This window comes from Bacillus sp. JCM 19034 (assembly GCF_001310635.1).
Lineage (GTDB): Bacteria > Bacillota > Bacilli > Bacillales > Bacillaceae_D > Halalkalibacter.
Genome location: NZ_BAXR01000027.1, coordinates 15,466 through 41,135, shown reverse-complemented (window position 1 = coordinate 41,135; position 25,670 = coordinate 15,466). Strand labels below are relative to the sequence as shown.

The following is a 25,670-nucleotide window of genomic DNA, read 5'->3' as shown; positions in this document are numbered from 1 at the left end:
AAGTGAATCAATACAATTCTTCAACAGGTACACAGTTAATGCAAACCTACTCTAAAATTCATGATGAACGTTTCAAGTATTTTCTAATTAAAGAGAAGAGAGATGTACTAAAATCATTATTACATTTTTCGAAAAAAGAAAAAACAGAGACTGCTTAGGCCGCATAACATCATGCGGCTTTTATATTTTTAAATGAATGTCTAATTTAAATTTGTCTTTCTCTTTCCATTCCTTTTTACGAGTATAAACGACTTTCTCTACGATCGACTTAAGCAGCTTATTAACTTGTTCAGGATCATCAGTTTGTTTGATCGTTTCTAAGACTGATCGTGCTCGAGGGAGGAACGTAGAGTAATGATTCTCTTTTTCCATTTCGCGTTCAATACTCAGTATAGTTTCAGATATGGTTTGCTGCAGTTGTTTCATCTTCGATACGATGATGTTTTGTCTATCCATAAATGTTTCAATATCGTATACACCTTGTTCCAGCAAATCATGTAAATTCATTTTTTGTTTTTCCAGGACACTCAACTCTTTTTCAGCATGCTCTAATGTTTGTTTGAGACCTGGGATTACTGATAATTTTTCTTCTTGTTTTTTTATTAACTCGCCTTCAATAGTAATAGATTCTAAAATTGATTCTAAGGATTCTATTAACTTATCATAAACAATTGGTAGGAGAGCACCTTTTTGAAAAGGAGCACAAGTTCTTGTTTCGCAGCGCACTTGTTTATTTGGTCTATCTTTAGTATGAGTTACTTTAAGAGCACGATCGCAAATGGAGCATCTTAATATGGTAGCCATTGGATTCGATAGCTTTAGTGTTTGTACAGTTGGCGTTCTGTATCTCGAAGAAAGTGCATTATTTGCTGCTTGAAATAATTCCTCGGAAACAATAGGTTCATGTACATTTTCAACAATAATCCATTTCTCTCGAGGAAGTTTCTTCGTTATACGTTTGCCATTTCGTTTATACTGCTTCGTTTTTCCCCATATGATCGTTCCTTTGTAAACCTCATTTTTAATGATATAAGAAATGCTTGATTGATCCAAACTGATATTTAGAGGGAGGATTAGCTTTTATAACTCCTTCTAAATATCTAGCTACTTTGTGCCTTCCTAATCCTTCTGATATTTTTTCAAAAATGATTTTAACTATTGGAGCTGCCTCCGGATCAGGAACTAATTTTAAATTCTGATCAATTTGATATCCGTATGGTGCTTGCTTTCCGATGAATTTCCCTTCTTTTGCACTTGCTCTTCTTCCATTTTGCAAGCGCTTGTTAATACTTTTTAATTCCTCACGAGATACGATACTTTTAACGCCAAACATTAATTCTGAATTTTCTTGAGTAGGGTCAATGACGTCAGTAGGTGTTAAGACTAGTGTCTCGGAATAGCTAAATGCTCTGTATATTGATCCCATATCATACATATCACCACGACCAAGCCTGTCTAAATCTACAACGAGCACCGCGTCTACAGCTCCATTCTCCACTTCTTTCAGCATTTGCTGTATTTGAGGACGTTCAATTATATATTCACCAGATACGACTTCTTCGTACGGTTCTCTTACTAGGTTATGGTTCTCTTTTTTTACGACTTCCAGCAAGAGCTTTCTATGCCTCTCTAAAGTGTCGCCACCTTCTTTTCTTTCGCTTTCTATATCTTTACGGCTTTTTCTAAGGTATATGAATATATCTAATCCTGTTGGACGCATAAGTTACACCTGCCTTCATACTTAATTTATATTGAGAAAAAGCTTCGGACATTCATCAAAAGAAGCTCCTCTAAATCATCTAAGCGGACTAAAAAATAATCGATTGAATCAATGTCCATAGATTTATTTTGGTATTTAAGATCACTTAAAACAGTTGGTATATGTACAGAAAATTGCTTGTTATTGAATGGGTCTTTCGTTAAGGCAGCTTGTGTAACTGTCGTGACGGATAATGCATCATGGAAGTCTTCTGGCCAAAATCGTTCAAATGGTGCATCAACAGCAACAGTTATATACTCCTCAGATGTATTACAAGGGATAAGCATAAGCATCCATTGCGGATTTAATAGACCATCTATTTCATCATAGTAAACGCTTAATTTCATGGCTTAATCGTTCCTCTCCAACTTGATTTTTCAACTTATTTAATATTTCTATAGTAGAATCATAGACTTTGCCTGGCTGTAATGATTTTCGTCTCTTCGATCTATAAAGCTTGTGTTGATACATATCCAGCCGTCTTAGTGCAAATTCATAATTAACATTGAATGTGTTCATAATTAGATGAATTGTAATATCAGATAGCTCGTCTAACATAAAAGTAGGTACGCAAAAATGATAGGCGAAATACTCGGCTTGGTATTCTTGGAGCTTTCTAAATAAATCATGCATATTCAATTGCAGACCGCTATGTCGTAAAAAGTGACACACTTCATGGCCAAACATCATCCATTCTTCGATCTGAGTACCTTTCATCATCACGATTTCATTGTTGAGTCGAAAAGCTCTTCTTTTATAAGTGATTTCAACTCCTAGTTTTTTTGCTATGAGATTCATATCCAAATCCAAAGGGGATTTAACCCCAATTGACTTATAAAGTTCGTAAATGTAATCTTCAAGATGTGTGTTCAACAGCAAAACCTCCAATATCGGAAACGTATGTTCTGTTTTAAAGGAAAATTATTAGGTGTACTAAGTACACCATTAAAATCCAAACAATTCATTTAAGGCAAAGAGAATTCTACAACCATCCCAAAGTCTGATTGGCCACTTATTTTATGATTAAAAAAGGCAATTAAAAAGTCGTCTTCAAAGTATGAATGAAAATCTTTTGATAGAGAGTTTTCAAATTCTTCTGCGAATTTATTTAAGTCTAGGTCAAGTATAGATCCGATATGAAGTGCAGTATTAAGAGCGACCCCTTGTAAATCTTGGTAAGGTTCTTCTTTAGAAAAAACGACAGAATAGTTATCTAAAATCTTTTCCTCATTATAGATTGCTATCACTCCGTAGTTATTAGATGCATATAACATTCGTGCTCCAGTTTCATCAATTTCATTTGAGTCAGTAATTTCATTTACTTCGTCTGATAATGAAGCTAATTCATTGAACCTTTTAACAAACTCAGTTACTTCGTCAATTTCATCTGGTTCTTGCTCTTCAGTTACAAGATCATCAGTTTCTTCAGGTGTATTATTGTCCTCACTTATTTCCTCAACATTATTGGTTGTTGAGTTATCATTACTACAACCAAATAAAAAAGTAAACATCAATAGCATAATAGATAGTTTCTTCAATATTACTTCTCCTTTTGGTTCTTCTTAAATTTTATATACTCATAAACTTCTTTCAAATCCTCTGCTGACAGTGATTCTAAATCATGAAACATAAGATCAATGTCAGGGAATTCGGTTGCTATTTTTTTCGCTATTTCTGTTTTAGGATCGCGGTCGTCTGTGTTCGGCTTGTCTGTTAGACCAAGTAGGTAGTCTGTTGAAACTCCGAAATAATTTGCTATTTTTGTTAAGGTGTCATAATCAGGTTCTCTATTTCCTTGTTCGTACATTGCATATGTAGTTCTAGCAATGCCTAAAACTTTGGCTTGTTCTGCTTGAGTTAATTTTTTGCTTTTACGCAAACTAGACAATCGTTTACTTAACATACTTATTTTCCTTTCTAGGATCACATTATAACTCAATTATAGCTACACAATTAGCGTAATTAAATAAATGACACAAAAAGTGTAATTTATCATTGACTTTACGCGTTATGTGTATTATCATAATTTCAAGAAGTACACAAAACGCGTCAAAGAAGGTGAAGAAATGAGAAAATGGTTACTTCAAAAAAGAACTGATCTAAAATTCACACAAGAAGATGTAGCCGACAAAGCTGGAATAGCAAGAACCACATATGCTTCAATTGAACAAGGTTTGAGAAATCCAAGCGTGGCTGTTGCTAAAAAAATAGGTACGGTTCTTGACTTTGAATGGACAATTTTTTTTGAACAGGAATGTCACGAATCGTGTCATGAAACTCAAAGTAAAAAAGCCATCTAACCCTGGAAGGAGGTGAAAGGATGATTTTAAAAGATACCCTTATTAAATCTATTGAATTAGTGAATTTTGTTGAGTCAGAAGGGTGGAGTGAAGAAGAACTCGCCAAAGTTATTAACCTTCTTCACTCTGAGTTAGATCATTATTCTTTGTCAGCTGATTTACCGCAATTTTCTACAGTTGAGTAAAAATATTTAAATGTTTTGGAGATATTTTCTACATTCGTATGAGAACCAGATGATTTGTTTTTTACTCTTTCATTTAAATGCTCAATATAGGACTTCGTTAATTCTAATGCAATTTCTTTATCTGTTAAGGACACGTGTAACACCCCCTTTCTAGTATCAGTTTACTAGAAAAAGGTGGAAATAAAAATAAAACGCCATTTAACTCCGAGAAGGAGGTGAAACCAATGACTCAATCACGTGAACAAGATTCTAGAAAAGAGATATTATCTCTACAAAAAGAACAACAAGAAAATATTGTTAAGGCTCAAAAAATTGTGTTGCAGCACCTTGAGCAAACAATTGAAGAGAGAGATTCTGCCACAGTTGCAGCTATGGCAGAAATACTCAAGATTTAAGATTCTATTCCCGGGAAGGAGGTGAATGTTAAACATGTTACAAAACGCAAGGGCTGTCCCACTCAATCTACAGCATATAGATGTCCCAAAGGGGGCGAATGCTGTGGAATCCAAAACTATCAAGATTGGCAACACAATTGTCACGATTCACTCTTCTCTTGTTAATATGTCACCTGATCAAATTCAGGAATGGTTTGACGAAGCTGTCAAGCAAGGTGATCCGGTTGCACATAGTTTAGTGACGGCAGTTTCAAACATTGCAACCGCAAAGGATCAACCTTAACTCAATTTTACTAGTTAACTAGACATTTTGTTGTTAATGCCTTGCAAGTTATGTGCAATATCTGCACATGGAGGAGGTGAGGAAGAAAGATGCAGTTTGGATCAATACTTAAGAAAGTGAGGTTGAACGCTGAGTTAAGCCAAGAAGAATTAGCAGAAAAGATGTTTTTATCTCGTAGTGCAGTCTCCCGATTGGAAAATGACAAACTGGAACTGAAAGCAGGCGATTTAATTAGGTGGTTCCAAGTAACGAACGCACCAGAGATAGCAGCAGCGATTATATGTGGTGTCGATATAGGAGCACTCATGCATTTGTTATCGAGTTTGTCGTTAATTAGTTGGATTTACTTATTTTCATTTTAAAAATTGGAGGCGATGGAAATTGAAAATTAAAGCGTTAGAAGGATTTAACCGTGCGGAAGTGCAGCTGGTGATAGATACGTTGCGTTTGAGCATGAAAGGTAAGCCAGAGAAGGTTAAGAAATTGACTGAAATTAGCTTGAACAAGGTGATCGATCATGGAGCAAATGCAGATCTAGACGGGATGGAAATGAAGCAAATTACGCGATCTCTGATGAATAAAGCATTGATGCTACATACGTTGTACGGGATCGAATCCAAAAAGACGGAGAAAAAGTTGATGTACAACCTTGCTCACACCATTTCTATGAGACTTATCGCATTTCAACGAGAATATGGACCATCGATTGAAAAAATAGAAAAAGCGCAAACTGCGGTAACAGTTCACGCTTCTTAAACCGAATAAATAACTTTATGTAAGTAGTTTATCAACTTTGAGTTGATTCGGCAAGCCGCTAGCTTTGCCGAGAGAGTCATGACGATTCATGTCCATCCCAACTGACGTTAATTTATCTACCTCCTATTTTATATCTCTCTCACAACGTCATGGCTCTCTCGGTGCAGCTGGCACCAAATCTTTGCTCTTTGATAAAAGAATAGGAGGCTTTCAATTGATTAATGAAATTGCTGGAAATTTGGCGGTACACGCATGTTTTAACTTCGATCAGATGAATGAGTGGCTAGAACAAAATGCTGATGTAGAAGTACTTGACTTTAAGTTTAGTGGTATTGGACAAGTACTAGTTGTGTATCGAAAGGAGGACGTGTGATGCAAAGATTACAGCCAGGCGATCCGTTAGAGGTAATCAAACCGTTGCGATACAGGGAAAACAATGAAGAATTCATCACCGAGTTTGATCTACCTGCTGGTAGCCAAGCGGAATACTTAGGGAAAATCAGGATCAGAAAAGTAAGAGTACACGAACAGTTACATCCGGAATATATCACTAGCGACATCATGCATTTAGAGACGTTGCTAATAGCCGGTGGTCACGAAGTAAGAGTGGATGATGGTCATGGATTTGGTTGTTACTTTACGTTCAAGGATTGGAACGAGGTGTTTGAGTATTTCAAAGTTCCAAGCAAAAAAGATCACCAGAATGCCGTCTGATGATCCGTGGATTACTTATACAAAACCCTTTATTTCAGTATAGGTAATCCTCCAAAAAAATCAAGTTAATCAATTAGGAGGTAATCATGAACGAATTACAAGTAAGGGATAATCAGTCAATTTCAATCATCGATACGGTAGATCTAGATAGTATTCAACAAACATTAACCAAGATTTCGCAATTACAAGCACTTATTCAAAGCACGTTAAAAGAAGGTCACGATTATGGAGTTATTCCTGGAACAAATAAACCAACTATGTATAAGCCAGGTGCTGAAAAGGTGCAAATGCTTTTTGGGGTTACGAGTGAATACGAGGTTACAGAGCGTATTCAGGATTACGAAAAAGGTTTCTTTGCATTTACTATTCTATGTACGATCTCTCGTAATGGAACCAAAATAACTGAAGGTGTTGGTCATTGCAATACAAAGGAGACTAAGTATATTAAACAGGATCCATATACGTTAGCAAATACTTGTCTAAAAATGGCGAAGAAGCGTGCTCAAGTGGATGCTACGTTAACCCTTGCTAGTCTCTCCGAAATTTTCACTCAAGACATAGAGGACATGAAGGAATACTTCCAGGCAGAGAACCTTGAAACGATGACTGCTGAAGATGCAGCTAAGATGAAGGTCACATTTGGAAAACATAAAGGGAAAACGCTTAAAGAAATCTTTAAAACTAACAAAGGGTATCTTGAATGGATGCTTAATGCGGAAAAGACCGATGAATCATATAAGAAGGCTATACAACTAATGTTTGATGCAGCAAAGAATCATGAGAAACAAAAGCAAAAAGAAGATCAAAGTCAACCTGAACCACCGGAGAAAAAGGAAGAGTTTGAAGATCCATTTGCAGCAACAGAATCTTTTGATATCTCAGATGATGATCTTCCGTTTGATAAATGATTTATAAGGTGCAAATACCTCACGACTTCATTTGGTTGACTGAGGGTTATGAGAATCGTGCAGAGATGTTTAAGGGATATGTCTTGGGATACGTGTCAAAAAGTTATCCCGAGCTATCTCTTATAAAAATAGAAGGCATGACAGCGATCTGCGAGAAAAAGGAGGGCATTTTTGCTATGAAACAAGGAAAACGACCTACTAAGCGTCAAAAGCTGTTAATGGAGCAGAACGCACTTAATTCTAACGAGTGGTTAGTAGTTAAATCATTAGCTAGCGAACTGCATTTGGTGCATAGGGAAAAACAAGATCAATTGGTTATCCACTTGTAGTCTATTTGAAAGAGGTGAGACAATGTCTAGTTTTCCGTTCAACACCTATAGCGGTCTTTTGACAGCTGAGCATTATAAACGGATGGGAAATGCCATATGGTTATTCCTCTGGTGTATAAGTTCTACAACTAAAGAAATTGAACGTGACGGTGAAACGTGGGGCATTGTCTTGGGCAATAAACCTCATAAGACAACGGAAATCGCCGCTCTGTTTGATGTTAATGTCAAGACCGTTGAGAGGTGGATTAAAAGGCTTAGTGATGAAGGTTATCTTCGCATAACGAGAGCACCTTATGGATTAATTTTTACAGTAAAAAATTCTAAAAAGTACAGATCAGACAAAAATGTCGGTTCTGATACTGAACAGACAAAAATGTCGGATCAAACAGACAAAAATGTCGGATCTAATAAAGATACTACAGAGATATTACAAATTACTAATACTAAAAATAATAGGGTATCTGAAAATGGAGAAAGTGGCGGGGTGTCGTTCCCCGGTCCATTGCGTGACGATCGTCAAGATGTTGTTCTTGATGCAGAAATACCACAAACTCCTGAAGATGACGTGGACAAGCTTGCTAATCGATATATTGAATTACGAGCGAGTGGGTTAAATCTTAAGCTGATGATTATCAATCCATTCAGCGAGTGTTATCCGAAGTGCCAATCGTTGAAGCTATTAAGCTGTTAGAGGCTTGTTTTTCAGATTATGAAAAAACGAAAAGACCAGGTCAAAGAATTAATTCTTTTTCTTACTGCGAGCCTTACATAATTGATCGCCATCATGAGAATGTAGCTCGCCTTGAAGCAAAAAAGAATGTTCAAAATCCTAAAAAGCAAACCAAACCAATTGCTAGATTTAATCAAAATCGTAAATTCAAAAATACAAGAAGAGACACTTTACCAAAGTGGCTTATCGAGGAGCAGGAAAAAGGACAAAATCCTGTTAAATCAAGAGCCGAAACTGTAAAGCCGGAAAAGAGCTTTGAAGAATTGCTTGCTGAACGGAACAGGATGAAAAAAGAAGGAGTGATGACATGAATCAAGGTTTGCTGAGATCGGCTATAGTAGCGAAAAGAGAAGAGCTAATTGAGCATTTAGCGAACGCTCGGGGATATGAGCGTAATGAACTTGCGACATTAACTCTAACAGAATTGCAAGATATGTTGAGAAAGGTGGATGGGTGTTTTGAATCACAAACATAACAAAATTATTGATACCTTGATTGCCACGCAGATTCTAGGTTGGAGCAATATTACTTCGACTGGCAAAGTCTCTGCAGTTAATTGGTATAACGAGAACGGTAAGTATGTGACGAAGATGCATCATTTTAAACCGACAAGCGACTTGAATAGAGCCATTAAATTGCTTGAGTATTTTGATGATTATACGCTAACTAGGTCATCTGATGGGTCGCATAGGTGCGAGATATGGGAAGAGAATGAAAGAGAGCGTTACCTCTTGGTGGAAATAGAAGATGATTCATTAGCAATGGCTATTTGCATAGCGATTTTAGAAGAACAGGGTATTGAGTGGGAATCATATCAATCGGTTGACGAGCTTTTAAAAAAAGACGTGGTACAAGCTGATGGACAAATGCATACTACTTGCTCACGTTGTAATCGACCTTTGAGATCCAGAGAAAGCCAAATGCGTGGGTATGGTCCAGAGTGTTGGAAAAAAGAACATGAACAACCTGAACTAATAAGTCTGCTTGAATCACAAAATGATGAAAATTTTATGGACGAGCTTACAAGTGATAAGAAGGGAATTGCTGTTTAATGAAAAGCATTGAACTTTTTGCAGGGATTGGTGGAATATCCCTTGCTGCAGAATGGGCTGGAATAGAAACTATTGCATTTTGTGAAAGGGATAAATTCTGTCAAAAAGTTTTAAGGAAACATTGGCCTGATGTACCGATTTTTGATGATGTAAGGACTTTAAATAAACAAACTCTAAATGACAGGGGTGTAGACGTTGGAGCAATTGAGCTTATTACCGGAGGATTCCCTTGCCAACCTTACAGTATTGCCGGGAAGCGAAAAGGCAAGGAAGATGACCGCGATCTCTGGCCAGAAATGTTTAGGATCATCGAAGAAATCAGACCCACTTGGGTTGTTGGAGAAAACGTTGCTAACTTCGTCAATATGGAACTCGACCGCACGCTTTTTGACTTGGAGAGCATCGGTTACAAAGGGAGGGCGTTTGTTATACCAGCTTGTGCTGTCGAAGCCATGCACGAACGAAAGCGGACCTTCGTTGTGGCCCACTCCTTTTGCAAGCGATGGAGAGGTTTGGACAAAAACAGCAAAAAAAACGGTTCTAGAAAGTTTGAACAAATATCTGTTCATCCCAAAAACGAATCGGGGAGTTGGGACAAAGAGATTAATATACTTTTTGCAGGCGCAGAATTACTCGCCAATCCAAGCGGCAGAGTTTTACGAAACGATGATGGGCTTTCCGAAGGGGTGGACAGACTTAGAGCATTAGGAAATGCGGTTATTCCACAACAGATTTACCCATTATTAAAGACAATTGTTGATATAGAAATTCATTAAAAAATGGAGGGGATATTGATGGGGCACGGAAATCGCGGTATGGCGTTTGAGCATTTAATCAATGTCACGAATCAGCAATATTCTAACAAAGGAATGGCCATAATCAACAAAAGGCCAACTCCTGTTAAGGTGCTTAAATCGAAAGGAACGCGTGTGTTAAGCGGTTACTTTGAAGAGAAATCAACAGTTGATTATGACGGCATCTATGAGAGCAAGCCAATCGTATTTGAGGCAAAAACAACGGGTGAAAAACGTTTCCCGCTATCTATGCTTTCTAAGCACCAATACGATTACCTGGAGCAGGCACATAAGAATGGTGCTATCGCCTTCCTTTTGATTGAGATACGGCCAGTACATCGTGTATTTCTTCTACCTGTTGAAACGTTCCGCCATTACATGGTTAAAGCCAAAAAAGGAGGACGCAAAAGCATTCCGCTAGACGATCTAGATATTTATGCATACGAAGTTAATCGAGGCAGGGGCGTGCTTTTAGATTATCTTGCAGTGGTTAATAAGTTGGAGTTGGAGAAGGTGATCAATCAATGAGAGCATCTAAAGTTGTTATCTATTAACTGGATCCGTGCGAGGTAGAAGAGCTTTTATCAAAAAAAACGAGCCATAATGAAGGAGTGAAAATGATGATTCAACTGCAAAAGGTTTTTGATTATGAGGATCAGCAAGTTCGTACTGTTGTGATTGACAAAAAAGTATGGTTTGTGGCCAGTGACGTCTGTAAAGTCCTCGAAATAAAAAATGTAACTCAAGCTATCCAGCGTTTAGAGGAAGATGAACGGTCTATGTTCAACATAGGGCGTCAAGGATCGGTAAATATTGTTGATGAAAGTGGACTGTATGAATTGATTTTGTCTAGTCGAAAGAAAGAAGCAAAGGAGTTTAAACGTTGGATTAAGCGAGATGTTCTACCTTCGATTCGCAAGACAGGATCATACACCATCGAAACTCCTTCATATATGGTTGAGGATCCGATCAAGAGAGCAGAGTTGTGGATTGAGGAACAGAAAAAGGTGCAGCTGCTTGAACAACGTGCAGCAATTTACGAAGAGAAAGCCAATTATGTTGACGAAATTCTTAAATCAAAAAATACAGTCACCACTACTCAAATTGCTAAAGACTATGGTATGTCAGCAACAGCACTAAATCGGATTTTAAAAGAGGAAGGTATACAGTACAAGGTAAGAGGACAATGGGTACTGAAATCTGGTTACCACGATAAAGGATACACAAAATCCTATACGGTGGATATCGAGCGCTCTGACGGGACGCCAGATGTAAAAATGAATACACACTGGACACAAAAGGGAAGGTTGTTTATCCATAGAGTGCTCGAAAAGAGAGGTGTAGTTGCGATGATGGACCAGGAGTTAATGTCAGGATAATAAAAAAGCCATTCCTCTCGGAATGACTAAGTACTGGTAATACTTATTATATCATATCCGAGGGGGAATCGGCATGAGACTGAAAAATGTAGAAATTAATCCTAACTCTGGTAAAATAGAAGTAGATATTTGTAAAATAGACAAGCCGTTTGTAATAGTTGTGTCTGGTGGTCGTGCTAGATTGACAGAGTTGCCTTCTCATGGAGAGACAAAAGTGGTGACTCATCAAGGGAAGGTGAAAAGAGTAAAGTTTGATGAGGGGGAGGAGTTTTAGTGACAGAAAAAGAATTAGGTGGTAGGATAGACATTCCACCTTTTTGCTATTATGATGATATACAAAATATTATAGACACCATTAGTGAAGAGCACTTAGGGTTTTCAAAAAAATGGGTATCTGGTAAGTCAGATCTATTAAATTTGAATCAAAGGCAAATAAGACATATATTTAATATAAATAATGAACTTAGAATCAATACTTTTGATTCTAAGTTCCTCAGGCAAATAATAACATACACTTCTGATTTATATGCATTGACGGCTTCTCTTGATTTAGAATACAATTATACTAAATATGATCTTCGTTCACGTATTAAAGAACCCAGTTCAATAATGAATAAGATTATTCATTATAGGTTTGGCAAAGAAGGAAAAGGGAAATATGCAATCAATAAATGTCTTAATGATTTGTTTGGTTTAAGAATAGTTATTGAAGGATTTGACCATAATTGTATATTGTTTGAGAAAATGTTTACTGATATTAAAGATTCACTAAAAGAATTTAGAATAAATATTAAGCATACTAGACAATTTAAAGGTGGTTATAAAGCAACCCATATATATTTCCATGGAGATTCGAACAAGTATTTCCCTTGGGAACTGCAAATTTGGAATAAAGATGACTTTAAAATGAATGATGAGTCTCATGAGAGATACAAGCAAGAGTACACAAAATGGGCAAAAATCCATAAAAGTGATACTGAACATGAAAGGGGGAGTTAATATGGCGTTACATTTTATCGCTATTCTAAGTCATTACAAATCGGGTGCTCGGATAGGTTGGCATTATGCTGCTGAAAACAACCTTGATAAAGAGAAGATACAAGAATTTTATAGTATTTTCAAAAAATGTTGTGGTGATATTCAAATTGGGATCCATAAACTTTCTACAGATTCCTTAGATTGGAGTTCGGTAGCAAACAAAGATAGCTTTTTTAAAGATGTTATAGTAACTAAGGATGTTGAGCATTTTGTAAAAATGGCAAGCACTGATAAAAGACTAACAGCATATGATGTAGCCAAGTATATCTTAGCTCATCTCCCTTGTAGCCATTTAAAATTACAAAAGCTTATATATTTTAGCTATACAGAATTCCTTACTAGAACTGGAGAAAAGTTATTTGATGACAAAATTGTTGCATTTAAATATGGTCCAGTTGTAGAGAATGTATTTTTTAAGTTTAGGCATCATGGTCGAAACCCAATTGACTATGTGGAAGACGATGTATTTGAAATTTCATCATCGGATATTGCAGTTAAACCTTCTTTTATGAAAATTTATTCATCTGAACACGGGTTGCTAGCATTAAAATGCATAACTGAAGTATTAAATAAATATAAAGACTTTTCAGCGAGCAAACTTGTTGATCTTACTCATGTTCCCGATGGACCATGGTCACAGGTTTTTAGACCGGGGGAAAACCGAGAAATAACTGATGATTTAATAATAAAATCTTCAAATTCTTCATTATTGAAAATTTAACTACCAGCCAACTGGAGGACACTTATTGATTACGAATTAATCGTAGTCAATTGGTGTCTTTTTTTATTTGCAAAAGGCAAAGCATCAACTTTAAAAGAAAGGGTGATCGATAATGGAAGCTAGACAATTATCATTTATCCCGGCAATACATGAGATTAACGATAAGGCTGTGCAAAAAGCTGTTATAGAAGAATTGAGGAAGTACAGAGCTCTTAAAGTGAAAATACAGAACAAACATGAACAGCAAAAACAAGGCGTATCGCTATTTCCTTCACTTCGCAGTGCAAACGGCATAAAAGAAATTGAAAAAGAGGACGAGCTTAGGGTTAAGCAGATGGAACGTGCTATTCAAGTCAGCCTTGACTCTGCTGAGAGGTTAATAATTGAAAAAAAATACCTGTCTCCGGATGAGATAAATGACATAGCTATTTACTTGGAGTTAGGTATAAAAAAGGGGAAATTTTACGAAAAAAAACGGTCAGCGATCTTCCGTTTAGCAACAGCACTTGGAATTATATAGCGGACAATTATTGGAGAAATTCCGGACAATAATCGAACAAAAAGGGTACCAAAATGGGTACCTTTTTTGTTTTGGTTCCACGTTAAGCTATTTATACAAAGGAGACACGCCTATCTCCAGTATCAATGGCGTACCGGGATTGATCAGAATAGCGTTGATAATCATGCAGTCTTAACTAGGAGACATGATTGGAGCTTAGCGCAAGTCGCGTCTGATTGGTGCGCGGGCAGGATGGTATTAAAAGCTCCATCCAATATCATTATTAATAAGCCATCTTGACGTTTTGACTTTCTCCTGGAGGCGGTAACAGATGGCACTGATTAATGAAATAATGAATGAAAAAAGGGCTGACTTACGAGGAAGCTCTCTTTTTGTGCATTATATAGAAAGGGGAAGTGTAGTATGAATATTTTGTCTATACCTGTTACTAAAATAAACCCAGCTCCATATAATCCAAGAGTTGATCTACAGCCAGGAAATTCAGAATACGAAAAGCTCAAACAGTCAATCGAAACGTTTGGCTATGTCGAACCGTTAGTGTGGAATGAGCGGACTGGTAACCTTGTAGGCGGACATCAACGGTTCAAAGTTTTGATGGAGGAGCAGCCGAAGCATATCGAGGTGTCTGTAGTCGATCTAGATCTGGATAGAGAAAAAGCACTGAACTTAGCTCTAAATAAAATTAGTGGTGATTGGGACAAAGAAAAACTTGAAACGCTGCTTTTGGAGCTAAACGATGCGGACTTCGAGATGTCATTAACCGGTTTCAACGAAGAAGATATCGAAGAAATCCTGTCAGCGACACCAGCAGACACGGAGGAGGCTTTTGTGGAGGAAGATAATTTCGACGTTGAAAGAACGTTGGAAGACCTCTGTCAAAGAGAAACGGAGACCGAGTACGGGCAAGTTTGGCAGTTGGGTGATCATCTACTTGTGTGTGGAGACGCAACCAAAAAAAATGATGTACAGAAACTCATGAGAGTGAGACACGCTAACCTAATTGTTACGGACCCGCCTTACAATGTTGCAGTTAAGAGCGACTCCGAACGTCTTAATTCTGATGGCCATAATACCATTATGAATGATCACATGCCTGCAGAAGAATTTGCAGGTTTTTTGAATGCCATTTTTGCAAACTATGCAGCAATCATGGATAAGGAAGCGGCCATTTATGTATTCCATTCATCTTCTTTTCAACGAGAATTTGAAAACGCCATGAATGCAGCTGGTATTGTGGTTCGTAGTCAATGTATTTGGGTGAAAAATGCACCATCATTTGGCTGGAGCCAGTATCGATGGCAGCATGAGCCGGTATTCTACGGTTTTAAAAAAGGTAATTCACCAAACTGGTATGGCGATCGGAAGCAAGCAACAATTTGGAGAACGGGATTGTTAGAAGAAGAACCTGAACCTACTACGGTTTGGGAAGTTAGTCGGGGAGACGTGAGTAAATACGTACATCCAACACAGAAGCCGCTAGAGCTGTTAGAAATCCCTATAAAGAACAGCAGCGTAAAGGGGGATTATGTAATTGACCTCTTTGGAGGGAGTGGTTCAACACTAATTGCCAGTCATCAACTAGGAAGAACGTGCGGATTATTAGAATTAGACCCATATTTTTGTGATGCCATTAAGTTGAGATTTGAGCAGTTGACGGGTATTAAGCCTAAATTAATCGAGCAAGTATAAATAAAAGAGGGGGTGCTGGTACACCTCCCTCCCTTCACAACGCCGGTAACCCGGCTGAGATAGCGACACACCGTGCACGGTTTCTGATAAACTCGCTATCTCGCTTTCATTATAGGTGAAAGGTCGGGTAGAAGGCAATGAAAAACGCAAACAAATGTTCTGTGAAAGAGGAAGATAGAGAAAACTTGTTGCTTCAATATGAGGTTGCCCAGGTAGAAGCGATAGATGAAGCAAAGGAGAAATATAGGAAAATCGTTAATGCTGGTATTAGTCGATGGGTAAAAGATTTTCAAAGTGGCCATATCAAAATTGATTCTGTAGACGACTTGAAAAAACTCATCGAACTCGACCTTGAGTTGCAGCGAGACGATTTCTGAAACAAACACAACTCAATCCAATTTATGGGGGTTGGTGATGATGTAGATGCCAAGACCAAGAGATCCCCGACGCGAAGAAGCCAAGGAAGCGTGGCTGAAGTCCAAAGGGGAAGCAAAATTAAAGGATATTGCTTCCTATCTTGGAGTGACTAGCTCGACCATCCGGAAATGGAAGGCACAAGATAACTGGGAAGATGAATTGAAAGGGAGCGCTCCTAAACTGAAAAGGAGCGCTCCTAAACGAGGCAGAACAGGAGCTCCAAACGGGAATAAGAATGCTGAGGGTAACAAAGGAGGGCCGCCGCCCGGCAATAAGAACGCAGTAGGGAATAGTGGTGGAGCTGCTCCTATTGGCAATAAGAACGCTCTTGTTACAGGGGAGTATGAATCGATCCTTTTTGACACGCTGACTGAAGAAGAGCAAATAATGTTTGGAGTAATTGATACTTCTCCAGTTGGTCAAATTGATGAGAATATTCGGGTCTTGTCCATCCGTGAAAGGCGAATGATGGAGCGGATACGAAGTATCCTCTCAGGATTAACGGAGACAGAAAAGCGAATATTAAAGGAGCGAATTTCCGTGAAGGTGCCAGTAGAATCGTTTAATGATCGAACTGGCAAGTTTGAAATTAAGACAGCAAAGCAAGACCAGTTGGTAGTAACGGAAGAAGAGGAAACGACCTACCGGAAAATTGATGATGTTTTAAAATTAGAGGAAGCACTCACACGTATCCAAGGGAGGAAGCAGGCAGCAATCAAGCTTAAACATGAAATTGGGAGTGTTTTTGAGCAACATAAGCTTGAGCAGCTGCAGCTGAGTATGGATAAGATGAAAGTTGAAGTTGCCAAGGTTGAAGCTGAAGCTGAAATTGCAATAAATAAAGCGGAAAAACTAACTTCAAGTGGCAAAGTCAACGAACTGCTTAAGGCCCTATTAGATGTCAAGGCTGGGGGTGATGGCAGTGGCACGGCTGAAGTTCAGCGAAAAGCAGATTCAGAACATAAACCAAGTAGTTGATGGAATTACATTTGAGTTGAATGAAGGCACTCCACGTTCCGGAAAAACTACTTCCGATGCTTTTAAAATGGCCTATTTTTATTTGCGTACACCGGACCAAAACCATTTAGTGTCTGCCTACAACCAGGAGCAGGCCTTCCGTATGTTTATGGATGGTGACGGGTTAGGACTGATGCATATTTTTGCCGGGTGTTCTGATATAAGACACGACGAACACGGCGACCACTTGTTAATATATACTCCAAACGGTGAGAAAAAGATCTATTACAAGGGCGGAGGGAAAGCGAATAGCGTAGGTGCTATTACGGGTATGTCGCTGGGATCCGTTACGTTTCTAGAATTTAACCTTTTGCACAAGGATTTTATTAAGGAATCATTCAGACGTACCTTTGCTGCCAAGTGGCGTTATCACTTGGGAGAGCAAAACCCACCAGCTCCTAACCATCCGAACCTTGAAGAGTTGGACAGGTTTATTAAGTCAGGACGTTATTTATTTAGGCATTGGACACCTAATGACAACCCAGCACTCACAGAAGAAAGGAAAAAGGAATTATACGAAGAGCTTTCATCAAGTGAATACTTACTTGATCGAGATTGGTTTGGAAAACGTGTCATGCCAGAAGGCGTTATTTACGCTATGTTTAATCAAGATATGCATTTAGTAAAGACGATCGAAGGCAGAGTAATTGAAACATTCTTTACTGCTGATGGTGGTCAAGGGGATGCTACAACTTGTGCATTTTGGGCGGTGTCCTTTCATGAGGGTAAATATTATCTTTATAGACTTGCCAATTACTATCATTCTGGGTCAGAATCGGGGCAAGTTAAAGCCATGTCTGTCTATGCGAAGGAAATCAAACTATTTGTAGAGTGGTGTTATAGCAAATGGGATTTCCCCCGTTGGAATCATTTCTTTGTGGATCCGGCTTGTAAGTCTTTGAGAGAAGAGCTTCATTTGTTAGGCATTTTGACTGACAAAGCAGATAACAACAGCAGAGATAAGATATCTAGTAATGGTTTGAAAATTGAAGTAGGTATTGAAAGAGTACAGAACGCCTTCTCTAAAGGAGTTCTTTTTTATTGGACATAGAAGGTGAGTACGATCATTACAACTTGATCAAAGAGATTGGGATGTACGTCAGAAATGATACTGGAATGCCTGTAGATAAGTATAATCACGCATGTGACGAATTACGTTATGGCGTTAACTATTTCACAAAAACATACCTAGTGTGAAAGAGGTGAGGGAATGTTTGAGAGAATCAAAAATTTCTTTCGGAAAGGGGGCGCAAAAATCGGCATGGTACAAAGCTTAAATAAGATAACAGATCATCCTAAAATTGCTGTAACGCAGGAAGAGTATGTACGAATTGAAGAAAATAAACAGATTTATCGAAGTATCTTCGATGATGTTGAGTATCTAAACAGTGAGGGAGACATTGTAGAACGTCCTTATCATTCGCTCAATGTGAGTAAAGTTATCTCGAAGAAACTAGCTAAATTGGTATTTAACGAAGGTTGCACAATAGAAGTGGAAAAAGAAACGGACAATGATTTTCTGCAAAATGTATTCACTCATAACAAATTCCGGAAGAATTTCGGGGAGCAGCTAGAAGCTGGTTATGCGATAGGTGGGTTAGTGCTAAGACCTTATGTTGATACAGGGTCTAATCAAATAAAAATTTCTTATTGTCAGGCTGATTCATTTTTTCCTTTGCAATCAAACACTAATGATGTAAGTGAAGCTGCCATTGTTACAGTCACAAGGGAGACAGAAGGCAAGAAGGAAGTATACTACACCTTACTTGAATTTCATGAATGGCGTAAAAACGAATATTGGATACGAAATGAACTATACCGTTCTGAACGGAAAGATGAAGTTGGTATTGAGGTTTCTTTAAACTCCTTAAAAAAATATGAAAATCTCGAAGCAGAAGTACACATGAAAAACTTTAGCAGGCCTTTGTTTATATACATCAAGCTTGCTGGAAAGAACAACATCAATTTAAACAGTCCACTTAGTTTAGGGATTATAGATAACTCTAAAAGACAGATTAAGGACATAAATGATAAGTATGACCAGTTCATGTGGGAGATCGAAGAAGCTAAACGGAAAATAATCGCTTCTGATCACTTTTTCAAAGTCCGATTTGACGAAAAAGGAAGGCCGATAAAACGGTTTGACACAAAGACATCTGTTTTTCAAAAATTTAAAACGGACGAGCCTTTTATCGATGAATTTGTACCTTCTCTGAGAGCGAAGGAGTTTATTGAAAGCATTAACTTCATTTTAAGAACGATCGAATTACAGACCGGTTTTAGTGCAGGTACTTTCAGTTTTGATGGCCACTCTGTTAAAACGGCAACGGAAATCATCTCGGAAAACTCTGAGACATTTTCCACTCGTTCTGACAATGTGTTAATTGTTGGTGAAGCTATTAAGGAGCTCGTAACAACGATTTTTGAGCTTGCAGCTGCTTATAAGATTCACCCAATGCCAAGAGATATAAAGCCTATTATCGATTTTGATGATGGGGTTTTTGAAAGCCAGGACAGTAAGTTGAAGTATTACGGTAAAGCTACGACATTTAAGTTAATGCCGAAAATTGAGGCTATTCAGAGGATGTTTGGTGTATCTGAGGAGACTGCAAAAGACTGGGTTAATCTCATAAGACAAGAAGAATTAGAGATGGATCCTGCTAATGTTGATGAAGATGAGTTATATGGTGATAGGGAGTGATTGAATGGATCCTAAGCGTCCTCGAATCACACCTATTCAATTAGATTTGTGGTCCAGCAATATGTCTGAACTCTATAACAGTCTCGAGGGTGAAATTATTAGAATCCTTATCAAACGCTTGAAAGGTGGTTCTAAAGATATCACATATTGGCAAGCTCAAAAGTTAGCAGAGTTGCGATTGTTTAATAACGATGTGGTTCGGCATCTATCAGAAGTGACAGCAATAGCAGAGCCGGAAGTCAGAAGAATGTTTGAGGAAGCTGGCAAAGGATGATCCAAGACATAGATCAATTTATGCCCTATCCAACTAAGCCAGTGCCTAACAACTTGGACGACATCATGAGGGGCTACTATAACCAAGCATGGAGCGATATTGATAATTATGTCAATCAATCACTGGTAACTTCTAACTACAGCAGAGGGACAGCTGCAATCGCATATCAAAATGTGTTAAATCGTACGTCTGCTCTATTTAATACAGGTATTTATACGTTTGAGGAATCCGTCGAAAAGGCAATCATCGAAATGGCTCAAAAAGGGATTAAATCTACTTTCACTAACAATAGAGGTCGCTCTCTAAGCATAGAAGGCTACACACGCACCGTTTTGAAGTCAACACTAGGAAACACCTTCAATGAGGTTAGAACGGAGCGTATGGCTGATTATGGCGTATATACGGTCGTTGTAACTAGCCTTGCCGGGGCGAGGGACCAATGTTCAATCATCCAAGGCCATGTTGTGGATTTAAGACTCCCTAGTGAAATACCGGAGGCTAGCGAATACAAAAGTATTTACGATCAATATTGGAAAGCAGAGTACGGCACAGCTGGTGGTCATAGAGGAGCAAATTGCAGGCATTTGCATATACCATTTATTCCAGGTGTCAACACGAATAATCAACCGCATTACGACAAGGAATTAAACGAAAGAGTTGCAAAAGCTAGGGATACACAGCGACGAATCGAAAGGGAGATTGTGAAGTATAAGAAGAACCTTATGATTGCCGAAGAGCTAGGAAGTAAGAATGTGGCTCACTGGAGCATGATGGTAAGACGTAGGCAAGCAGCAATGAGGAAACACCTTGAAGAGAATGGTGATTATTTAAGCAGGAATTATGGTCGTGAGAAAGTGTACACACCTTTAAGAAATTTATTAGAAGATTTTAGTTATAGTAAATAGATTTGTTTAATTCTTTTCTATACAATGTAAGTTAAGAGAGGAGTGGTAAAATGGACGACGAACTTTTAAATTGGCTTTTATCTCTAATAAGAAGTCACAATTTTTGGGCAACTATCCTAGGGGCTATAATTGGAGGTTTATTTGCATTAAGGATTGCTAAACATCAAGTGAAAGAATCAGAAAGACATCACGAGAAACAACGAAAAGGTATAGTAGATCATGAAAGAAGTCTTAATTTGATAAATATACAATTAACTGAGTGTAGGAAGGCTATAAAGTTTTTAATCCATCTACCGAATGCTTTACTTGATGTAAATAGTATATTAAAGGATACAGAAAAGTTTCAAGAAAACAGTCAGAAATTATCTGATATTGCTATAAACTTGTCTAGTGAATTGATTTCATTAGGGTCTACAATGAAAATATGTGATTTTAAAAGAAGCGATATAGAGGAGTGCGAAGAATTTCGAATGGAGGTTCACAGAATCTTAGATTTAATTCCAATACGGGACCATACCAACATTTCAATTATAGCAATAGAATTAACAACTAAAATTGATTCTTTACACGGTAAATTGATAAAAAAGCAAGAAGAATTGATAGCCTGCTTAAAAACCATGTCCTAGACACGACATAAAAAGGTCTTTTTGTTATGCCATTAAAATCGTAGCTATGCGTTAAATAGCTAATCCATCGCAGACTATACTGCGTCAACAAATGTAGGAGGCTCAAATGAATAGAGAAGAATTGAAATCTTTAGGTTTAACAGATGAACAGATTGATAAGGTTATGGCAAGTCACGGGAAAGTAGTTAACACGTTCAAGGAGAAAGCTGACAAAGTAGACGGCCTAGAAAGCCAGATTAACGATTATAAGCAACAAATCGCTGACCGTGATACGCAGCTTGCTGATTTGGGCGAAAAGGTAAAGGACAATGAGGAGTTAACTGCCGAGATTGACCGTTTGAAAAGCGAGAATGAAACAACAAAGACAGAGTTAGAAAAGAAGTTAGAACAACAAGCGTTTGACCACAAGTTAGAAAATACTTTGTCTGGTGCTAAAGTCAAGAATACGAAAGCAATAAAGGCTTTGTTGGATATGGATACTATTAAACTTGATGGCGATGTGTTAAAAGGTTTAGATAGTCAGCTTGATAGTTTAAAAGAAAGTGATCCGTATCTATTCGATTCAGAAGAAAGCCAAAGTTCTCCCCAAATTGTTCCACCCGGTAATCCGAACGGCGGGAGTAAACCTCCTGAAAACGATCCGTTCGCTGCGAAATTGGCTAAATACGATAATTAAAAGAAAGAGGTAATGAGAAATGAAAAAGAAAATGCGTTTAAATTTACAGTATTTTGCTGAGGGTACAGCAAACCAAAACAAAGCAGCCCGTAGTTATCAAAAGCAATTCAAGCAGTTACTTCAAGCTGTTTTCCGTACGCAAGCTTATTTCCGTGATTTTTTCGGCGGGGAAATTGAAGCACTGGATGGTGTGCAGCACAACGACACAGCGTTTTATGTCAAGACAAGTGATATTCCGGTGGTTGTGGGTACCGAGTACAACAAAGATCCGGACACTGCCTTTGGATCCGGTACAGGTAACAGCACACGCTTTGGTCCGCGTACTGAGATCATCTACCAAGACACGCCAGTTCCTTATACTTGGGAATGGGTGTACCACGAAGGTATTGACCGTCACACGGTTAATAACGATTTTCAGGCTGCAGTAGCTGATCGTTTGGATTTGCAGGCTCAAGCTAAAATCAAGAAGTTCAATGCTCAGCACAGTAAGTTTATTTCAAGTACGGCTGCACGCACTGAAACCTTGTCAGGATACGAAAATGACCCAGTGCTTGAACTATTTAACACACTGGATGAGTATTACACAAACATTGAAGCTATCGGAACAAAAGTGGCTAAAGTAAATGCGAAATTGTATAACGCTATTGTAGACCATCCACTTACAACAAGTGCAAAATCATCTTCAGCAAACATTGATCAAAACAGAATCATAACCTTTAAAGATTTTGCTATTGAAAAATCCCTGATGCAATGTTGCAAGAAAATGAAGTGGCTTATGCTTATATCACTGGAATTGGAAAAGCCTTTACGGGGATTAATACAGCTCGCACGATTGAATCAGAGAGCTTTGATGGTGTGGCATTGCAAGGTGCAGGTAAAGCCGGAGAATTCATTTTGGATGACAACAAAAAAGCAGTTGCTAAGGTGGTTTTTGGTGGTCAGGGAAACTAACTGACCCCGTTATTGATAATGTCACACCAACGACTGACGGGGCAGTCATCGATTTAACATAGAGAAAGGAGCAATTACATTGGCTAACACATTTAGAATTTATAAAGGTGATGATGTAGTAGCTGAGGGGGCATCTCCCTTGGCTATTACTGGTTTAGATCCAAATACGAGTGTTGCTGCAGGAGAATATCAAGCTGTGAAAGTGGATGGAGAGAACGAAAGTGATAAGGTGGATATTCCTGCATTTACTACTTTGCCAATCTCCGTGACAGGTGTAACGGTGTCGCCTAAGACATCTAGTGCAGAAGCAGGAACTGCTGGAAGTCGTCAATTGACAGCTACTGTAGAGCCAGATGATGCGACAGATAAAAAGTATCGTATTCCATTGCTCCTCAAACAGAGGGATTGTCTGTAAGTGAAAGTGGTTTAATTTCATGGACAGATGATGTGCCTGCTGGTCAATATACTACAACCGTGACAACAGATGACGGAGGTAAGACGGATCAGCATACACTGACACTTACGGAACCTGATCCAGATGAAGAAGGTTGATCATGATGGCTTATCTAACATTTAAAGAATTTGTGGAATTGACAGAAGGGACTACAGGAGTAAAAGAGGACGAGTTTAAAAATTTACTCCCTAAAGCTTCAGCTGTATTAGACAATGTTACAAGTCATTTTTATCATCGACATGATATCGACAAGGATAATAAGTGGCGTGTACGTCAATTTAAACGTGGCTTATGCACTCAAATTGAATATTTTAATGATTTGGGAGCAACAACCTTTGATTCTATTAATAACTCACCACAGACGTTCCAGGCAGGACGAACGGTTGTATCTAATGCCAGCCGATATAATCCGTCTGGTGCAAACGAAAGTAAGCCTCTACTTGCTGAGGATGTCTATATTTACTTGGAGGGCACAGGACTTTTGTATAGTGGGGTGAGGTCATGGTAATGCCAAAGCCACCTAAGGATTTTTGCATTGATCGCTTTATATACCTAGAGTATAAAGGCGGAAATAGTTGGTCAGAACCCGAATATGCTCCTCCTGTAATAATTGATCATTGTCGTATTGATCGTGGTGCAACTTATAGTTCTAACGCATCCGGTAAGCAACTACTTTATAACGCGGTTGTTTTTTGCTATGAGGGAATTACTACTCCACTTCCGGAGTTTAAAACTCAATCAGTATTGCAGTTCGATGGCAAAGATCATGTTGTGACAAAGGTGATACCGATCTATGAGGCATATGAAAAGGTTATTTACTCATACGAGTTGGAAGTGGTCTGATGCGATTAGACATTAATTTACAAGGTGCCCGTCAAAAGTTGAGTTCACAGGCACAGCTACAAGGGCAAAGAGATCTTGCGAATCAAGCTGCAGCAGACATGAATCCGTTCATCCCCTTTAAAGAGGGGAATTTGAGACAACAAATGACTATTGCAACTGATGGATCGAGTATTAATTATCACGCAAAGTATGCAGGCGTATTGTTTTATATGCATATGTATAATTACACTACACCTGGAACGGGGCCACGTTGGGATATGAAAGCTAAGCCACTATTCATAAGAGATTGGATAAATGCATATAAGAGGGGAGCCGGTTGGTGATGGATTTTATAGAAAGACTTAATGACAAAATCAATGCGATTGATCAGTTGCCGATCGTTAGTAAATTAGGCTATCTAGGCACTGAAGAATCTCTTGTGCTGTATCCATTACCAGGCTCTCGAGTAACCGCAGAGTACATGGATGGCACCACTGATCAACAGTTAAATTATGAAATAGCCATGAAATCTAAAACCCAAAGCAAGATACATCAATCATTGTGGGCTATTCAAAATGAGTTAGAAGGATTATCAGAGATAGAAAGTGCTGATGGTAGCTTTGAATTTGATGAATTAATCATAACCAACAAACCATTCATCAATAACGCTGATGATCAAGGATGGTTTGTTTTTTTATTGAATGTGCAAGCAAAAATAACAGTATTTAAGGAGAGTGAATAATCATGCCAAGACAAAAAAACGCATTACGAGGCATTTTGTACAAGCTTATGAGCCGGGTCAAAAAGAGCCTGGAAATGAGTGGTTAGAGTTAGCGAAGTATATTTCTTCTATAGGTGACGATACGCAAGAAGAAACAGAAAATACAGCATTCTATGATGGGGATGGGACCCCTGAAACGGACGTTACTTCTGTTGCAGGAGCCTACACTCCAGAAGGGTTTTATGATCCAGATGATCCTGCACAGGCGTTAATTGCTTCGTTAAAATATAAAACTGGTGAAGGACGGAAAATTTGGCACAAAGTTGTGTCAGCTAATGGAAAAAAGGAATGGGTCGGACGAGCTACTGTTTCGTCGATTGTCGCAGGTGCTGGTGATGCAAGTGCTTATGAAACATTTAGCTGCAATATCAGATTTGATACTATCCCGAATGAAACTGACTTATCGGGGGAGTAAATCCCCCATCTGTTGTTGGTACCACACTTTCAACGGATGGGGCAACCGTAACATTAGATTAGTAGCGGAGACACCCTAT

43 protein-coding genes and 1 pseudogene are annotated in these 25,670 nt (G+C 38.3%); 38 read left to right on the top strand and 6 right to left on the bottom strand.

The genetic code is table 11. The features are described from left to right. Window positions 1-180: 180 nt before the first annotated feature. The 6 genes from JCM19034_RS23665 to JCM19034_RS19365 all read right to left on the bottom strand — a co-directional run bounded on the left by JCM19034_RS23665 (window position 181) and on the right by JCM19034_RS19365 (window position 3,662). Window positions 181-1,053: a recombinase family protein gene (locus tag JCM19034_RS23665; RefSeq protein WP_231687055.1), complete on the bottom strand. Its 873-nt coding sequence runs from the start codon at window positions 1,051-1,053 to the stop codon at window positions 181-183. After that, complete coding sequence (locus JCM19034_RS23660; RefSeq protein ID WP_231687054.1) at window positions 1,022-1,720, bottom strand: recombinase family protein; 699 nt, start codon at window positions 1,718-1,720, stop codon at window positions 1,022-1,024. The genes JCM19034_RS23665 and JCM19034_RS23660 overlap by 32 nt, the downstream gene beginning before the upstream one ends. Window positions 1,721-1,746: 26 nt before the next feature. Continuing rightward, window positions 1,747-2,106 (bottom strand): hypothetical protein, encoded by a 360-nt coding sequence (locus JCM19034_RS19380; RefSeq protein WP_062052406.1) that lies wholly within the window; start codon window positions 2,104-2,106, stop codon window positions 1,747-1,749. Continuing rightward, window positions 2,084-2,632 (bottom strand): ImmA/IrrE family metallo-endopeptidase, encoded by a 549-nt coding sequence (locus JCM19034_RS19375; RefSeq protein ID WP_231687053.1) that lies wholly within the window; start codon window positions 2,630-2,632, stop codon window positions 2,084-2,086. Before JCM19034_RS19375 ends, JCM19034_RS19380 begins: the two co-directional genes overlap by 23 nt. 92 nt (window positions 2,633-2,724) lie before the next feature. After that, on the bottom strand, window positions 2,725-3,297 hold the full coding sequence (locus JCM19034_RS19370) for a hypothetical protein (RefSeq protein ID WP_062052404.1): 573 nt from the start codon (window positions 3,295-3,297) through the stop codon (window positions 2,725-2,727). Between the two features lie 2 nt (window positions 3,298-3,299). Then, the gene (locus JCM19034_RS19365) at window positions 3,300-3,662 is read right to left on the bottom strand and encodes a helix-turn-helix domain-containing protein (RefSeq protein ID WP_062052402.1); all 363 of its coding nucleotides are present in this window, start codon (window positions 3,660-3,662) and stop codon (window positions 3,300-3,302) included. A gap of 163 nt (window positions 3,663-3,825) precedes the next feature. On the opposite strand from JCM19034_RS19365, the gene JCM19034_RS19360 reads away from it, so the two are divergent. The 38 genes and pseudogenes from JCM19034_RS19360 (at window position 3,826) to JCM19034_RS19205 (ending at window position 25,591) form a co-directional block, all read left to right on the top strand. Then, window positions 3,826-4,059, top strand: a complete 234-nt coding sequence (locus tag JCM19034_RS19360) for a helix-turn-helix transcriptional regulator (protein ID WP_062052400.1) — start codon at window positions 3,826-3,828, stop codon at window positions 4,057-4,059. A gap of 20 nt (window positions 4,060-4,079) precedes the next feature. Beyond that, window positions 4,080-4,244, top strand: a complete 165-nt coding sequence (locus tag JCM19034_RS22055) for a hypothetical protein (protein ID WP_156324071.1) — start codon at window positions 4,080-4,082, stop codon at window positions 4,242-4,244. 224 nt (window positions 4,245-4,468) lie between these two features. Further along, entirely contained in the window at window positions 4,469-4,639 is a 171-nt protein-coding gene (locus JCM19034_RS22050; protein WP_156324070.1) for a hypothetical protein, read from the top strand. Between the two features lie 25 nt (window positions 4,640-4,664). After that, the gene (locus tag JCM19034_RS19355; protein ID WP_156324069.1) at window positions 4,665-4,922 is read left to right on the top strand and encodes a hypothetical protein; all 258 of its coding nucleotides are present in this window, start codon (window positions 4,665-4,667) and stop codon (window positions 4,920-4,922) included. A gap of 89 nt (window positions 4,923-5,011) precedes the next feature. Next, the gene (locus JCM19034_RS19350) at window positions 5,012-5,284 is read left to right on the top strand and encodes a helix-turn-helix domain-containing protein (protein WP_082394261.1); all 273 of its coding nucleotides are present in this window, start codon (window positions 5,012-5,014) and stop codon (window positions 5,282-5,284) included. A 19-nt stretch (window positions 5,285-5,303) separates the two neighbouring features. Continuing rightward, window positions 5,304-5,678, top strand: a complete 375-nt coding sequence (locus JCM19034_RS19345) for a hypothetical protein (RefSeq protein ID WP_062052397.1) — start codon at window positions 5,304-5,306, stop codon at window positions 5,676-5,678. A gap of 214 nt (window positions 5,679-5,892) precedes the next feature. Further along, window positions 5,893-6,051: a hypothetical protein gene (locus tag JCM19034_RS22490; protein WP_197276461.1), complete on the top strand. Its 159-nt coding sequence runs from the start codon at window positions 5,893-5,895 to the stop codon at window positions 6,049-6,051. After that, entirely contained in the window at window positions 6,051-6,392 is a 342-nt protein-coding gene (locus tag JCM19034_RS19340) for a hypothetical protein (protein ID WP_062052395.1), read from the top strand. The genes JCM19034_RS22490 and JCM19034_RS19340 overlap by 1 nt, the downstream gene beginning before the upstream one ends. Before the next feature lie 86 nt (window positions 6,393-6,478). Next, complete coding sequence (locus JCM19034_RS19335; protein WP_062052393.1) at window positions 6,479-7,300, top strand: hypothetical protein; 822 nt, start codon at window positions 6,479-6,481, stop codon at window positions 7,298-7,300. Window positions 7,301-7,437: 137 nt separating this feature from the next. Further along, window positions 7,438-7,629 (top strand): hypothetical protein, encoded by a 192-nt coding sequence (locus JCM19034_RS22485; protein ID WP_197276462.1) that lies wholly within the window; start codon window positions 7,438-7,440, stop codon window positions 7,627-7,629. A gap of 22 nt (window positions 7,630-7,651) precedes the next feature. Beyond that, window positions 7,652-8,320, top strand: a complete 669-nt coding sequence (locus tag JCM19034_RS19325; protein WP_062052390.1) for a helix-turn-helix domain-containing protein — start codon at window positions 7,652-7,654, stop codon at window positions 8,318-8,320. Beyond that, window positions 8,290-8,670, top strand: a complete 381-nt coding sequence (locus JCM19034_RS19320; RefSeq protein ID WP_062052388.1) for a hypothetical protein — start codon at window positions 8,290-8,292, stop codon at window positions 8,668-8,670. Before JCM19034_RS19325 ends, JCM19034_RS19320 begins: the two co-directional genes overlap by 31 nt. After that, window positions 8,667-8,834, top strand: coding sequence for a hypothetical protein (locus tag JCM19034_RS22045; protein WP_156324068.1), 168 nt, complete (start codon window positions 8,667-8,669; stop codon window positions 8,832-8,834). Before JCM19034_RS19320 ends, JCM19034_RS22045 begins: the two co-directional genes overlap by 4 nt. Next, window positions 8,818-9,411 (top strand): DUF6011 domain-containing protein, encoded by a 594-nt coding sequence (locus tag JCM19034_RS19315; protein WP_062052386.1) that lies wholly within the window; start codon window positions 8,818-8,820, stop codon window positions 9,409-9,411. Before JCM19034_RS22045 ends, JCM19034_RS19315 begins: the two co-directional genes overlap by 17 nt. Next, the gene (locus JCM19034_RS19310; RefSeq protein ID WP_062052384.1) at window positions 9,411-10,187 is read left to right on the top strand and encodes a DNA cytosine methyltransferase; all 777 of its coding nucleotides are present in this window, start codon (window positions 9,411-9,413) and stop codon (window positions 10,185-10,187) included. Before JCM19034_RS19315 ends, JCM19034_RS19310 begins: the two co-directional genes overlap by 1 nt. 18 nt (window positions 10,188-10,205) lie before the next feature. Then, window positions 10,206-10,733, top strand: coding sequence for a Holliday junction resolvase RecU (locus JCM19034_RS19305; protein ID WP_062052382.1), 528 nt, complete (start codon window positions 10,206-10,208; stop codon window positions 10,731-10,733). Window positions 10,734-10,825: 92 nt separating this feature from the next. Continuing rightward, window positions 10,826-11,584 (top strand): phage antirepressor KilAC domain-containing protein, encoded by a 759-nt coding sequence (locus JCM19034_RS19300; RefSeq protein WP_062052380.1) that lies wholly within the window; start codon window positions 10,826-10,828, stop codon window positions 11,582-11,584. A 73-nt stretch (window positions 11,585-11,657) separates the two neighbouring features. Then, window positions 11,658-11,858: an XtrA/YqaO family protein gene (locus tag JCM19034_RS19295; protein WP_062052377.1), complete on the top strand. Its 201-nt coding sequence runs from the start codon at window positions 11,658-11,660 to the stop codon at window positions 11,856-11,858. Next, the gene (locus JCM19034_RS19290) at window positions 11,858-12,583 is read left to right on the top strand and encodes a hypothetical protein (RefSeq protein WP_062052375.1); all 726 of its coding nucleotides are present in this window, start codon (window positions 11,858-11,860) and stop codon (window positions 12,581-12,583) included. Before JCM19034_RS19295 ends, JCM19034_RS19290 begins: the two co-directional genes overlap by 1 nt. A 1-nt stretch (window position 12,584) precedes the next feature. Next, window positions 12,585-13,343, top strand: coding sequence for a Panacea domain-containing protein (locus JCM19034_RS19285; protein WP_062052373.1), 759 nt, complete (start codon window positions 12,585-12,587; stop codon window positions 13,341-13,343). Between the two features lie 112 nt (window positions 13,344-13,455). Next, window positions 13,456-13,863: an ArpU family phage packaging/lysis transcriptional regulator gene (locus JCM19034_RS19280; protein ID WP_062052370.1), complete on the top strand. Its 408-nt coding sequence runs from the start codon at window positions 13,456-13,458 to the stop codon at window positions 13,861-13,863. A gap of 402 nt (window positions 13,864-14,265) precedes the next feature. After that, complete coding sequence (locus JCM19034_RS19275) at window positions 14,266-15,552, top strand: site-specific DNA-methyltransferase (protein WP_062052368.1); 1,287 nt, start codon at window positions 14,266-14,268, stop codon at window positions 15,550-15,552. Between the two features lie 137 nt (window positions 15,553-15,689). Then, the gene (locus tag JCM19034_RS19270) at window positions 15,690-15,929 is read left to right on the top strand and encodes a hypothetical protein (protein WP_062052366.1); all 240 of its coding nucleotides are present in this window, start codon (window positions 15,690-15,692) and stop codon (window positions 15,927-15,929) included. Window positions 15,930-15,975: 46 nt separating this feature from the next. Continuing rightward, complete coding sequence (gene terS, locus JCM19034_RS19265; RefSeq protein WP_082394257.1) at window positions 15,976-16,947, top strand: phage terminase small subunit; 972 nt, start codon at window positions 15,976-15,978, stop codon at window positions 16,945-16,947. After that, window positions 16,886-18,183: pseudogene (locus JCM19034_RS19260) on the top strand (PBSX family phage terminase large subunit). Before terS ends, JCM19034_RS19260 begins: the two are co-directional and overlap by 62 nt. Before the next feature lie 13 nt (window positions 18,184-18,196). Then, complete coding sequence (locus tag JCM19034_RS19255; protein WP_062052364.1) at window positions 18,197-19,687, top strand: phage portal protein; 1,491 nt, start codon at window positions 18,197-18,199, stop codon at window positions 19,685-19,687. A 4-nt stretch (window positions 19,688-19,691) separates the two neighbouring features. After that, window positions 19,692-19,961, top strand: coding sequence for a phage minor capsid protein (locus JCM19034_RS24335; protein ID WP_269431736.1), 270 nt, complete (start codon window positions 19,692-19,694; stop codon window positions 19,959-19,961). Further along, on the top strand, window positions 19,958-20,866 hold the full coding sequence (locus JCM19034_RS19250) for a phage minor capsid protein (protein WP_269431735.1): 909 nt from the start codon (window positions 19,958-19,960) through the stop codon (window positions 20,864-20,866). The genes JCM19034_RS24335 and JCM19034_RS19250 overlap by 4 nt, the downstream gene beginning before the upstream one ends. Before the next feature lie 50 nt (window positions 20,867-20,916). Continuing rightward, complete coding sequence (locus JCM19034_RS19245) at window positions 20,917-21,492, top strand: hypothetical protein (protein WP_062052362.1); 576 nt, start codon at window positions 20,917-20,919, stop codon at window positions 21,490-21,492. Between the two features lie 106 nt (window positions 21,493-21,598). Beyond that, window positions 21,599-22,168, top strand: coding sequence for a phage scaffolding protein (locus JCM19034_RS19240; protein WP_062052360.1), 570 nt, complete (start codon window positions 21,599-21,601; stop codon window positions 22,166-22,168). A 19-nt stretch (window positions 22,169-22,187) separates the two neighbouring features. Beyond that, window positions 22,188-23,123 (top strand): phage capsid protein, encoded by a 936-nt coding sequence (locus JCM19034_RS19235; protein WP_197276460.1) that lies wholly within the window; start codon window positions 22,188-22,190, stop codon window positions 23,121-23,123. 75 nt (window positions 23,124-23,198) lie between these two features. Beyond that, on the top strand, window positions 23,199-23,534 hold the full coding sequence (locus JCM19034_RS22480; RefSeq protein WP_062052358.1) for a hypothetical protein: 336 nt from the start codon (window positions 23,199-23,201) through the stop codon (window positions 23,532-23,534). Next, the gene (locus JCM19034_RS22475) at window positions 23,525-23,671 is read left to right on the top strand and encodes a putative Ig domain-containing protein (protein WP_197276459.1); all 147 of its coding nucleotides are present in this window, start codon (window positions 23,525-23,527) and stop codon (window positions 23,669-23,671) included. Before JCM19034_RS22480 ends, JCM19034_RS22475 begins: the two co-directional genes overlap by 10 nt. Window positions 23,672-23,673: 2 nt before the next feature. Further along, window positions 23,674-24,081, top strand: coding sequence for a hypothetical protein (locus JCM19034_RS19225; RefSeq protein ID WP_062052356.1), 408 nt, complete (start codon window positions 23,674-23,676; stop codon window positions 24,079-24,081). Continuing rightward, window positions 24,081-24,416, top strand: a complete 336-nt coding sequence (locus JCM19034_RS19220) for a putative minor capsid protein (protein WP_231687052.1) — start codon at window positions 24,081-24,083, stop codon at window positions 24,414-24,416. The genes JCM19034_RS19225 and JCM19034_RS19220 overlap by 1 nt, the downstream gene beginning before the upstream one ends. Beyond that, window positions 24,416-24,739: a minor capsid protein gene (locus tag JCM19034_RS19215; protein WP_062052352.1), complete on the top strand. Its 324-nt coding sequence runs from the start codon at window positions 24,416-24,418 to the stop codon at window positions 24,737-24,739. Before JCM19034_RS19220 ends, JCM19034_RS19215 begins: the two co-directional genes overlap by 1 nt. Further along, complete coding sequence (locus JCM19034_RS19210; RefSeq protein ID WP_062052408.1) at window positions 24,739-25,137, top strand: minor capsid protein; 399 nt, start codon at window positions 24,739-24,741, stop codon at window positions 25,135-25,137. Before JCM19034_RS19215 ends, JCM19034_RS19210 begins: the two co-directional genes overlap by 1 nt. After that, window positions 25,130-25,591, top strand: coding sequence for a phage tail tube protein (locus tag JCM19034_RS19205; protein WP_062052350.1), 462 nt, complete (start codon window positions 25,130-25,132; stop codon window positions 25,589-25,591). Before JCM19034_RS19210 ends, JCM19034_RS19205 begins: the two co-directional genes overlap by 8 nt. Window positions 25,592-25,670 lie beyond the last annotated feature (79 nt).